The sequence below is a fragment of the Halomonas sp. MES3-P3E genome (genome assembly GCF_002836035.1).
In the GTDB taxonomy this organism is placed as follows: Bacteria; Pseudomonadota; Gammaproteobacteria; order Pseudomonadales; family Halomonadaceae; genus Vreelandella; species Vreelandella arctica.
In genome coordinates this window covers 1-484 of sequence record NZ_PJBT01000146.1, presented here as the reverse complement: position 1 = coordinate 484, position 484 = coordinate 1, and the positions used below count along the sequence as shown (strand labels likewise).

At 63.6% G+C, this 484-nt stretch carries 1 protein-coding gene; it reads left to right on the top strand.

Going from position 1 to position 484, the window contains the following annotated elements:
• The coding region (locus tag CXF87_RS12375) for a transposase (RefSeq protein WP_198556094.1) at positions 1–484 on the top strand (484 nt) is incomplete at both ends.

Sequence of the window (484 nt, the reverse complement as noted above, 5' to 3'; positions counted from 1 at the left end):
GCCGCACCCTCACCAGCCACGCCGGGCTGTCCATCATCGGGCAATGCTTCGAGATCGCTGGCGTCGACAGCATCGACAGCCGCTTCCCCACCACGCTGGGCATGCGCACCAGTGACGTGATCAAGAGCTACCTGGGCCTGCTGTGTCTGGGCATGAGCGACTATGACGCTGTCGAGAACTTCCGCCGCGACAAGCCCTTCCAACAACTGCTGACCCTGCAGAAGGTGCCGAGCGCGGCGACGCTGCGACAGCGGCTGGAGAAACTTGCCGCCAACGACCTGCAGGCGCGCACCGCCACCTGGTCCACGACCCTGCTGTCACTGATCGAAGCACCGATCACCGCCGAGACGACGCACGTCTGCCTGGACATCGACACCTTCGTCATGGACAACAGCAACTCGAAGAAGGAAGGCGTCTCGCGGACCTACCAGAAGGTCGATGGCTACACCCCGATCGCCGCCTATCTGGGCAACGAAGGGTGGTG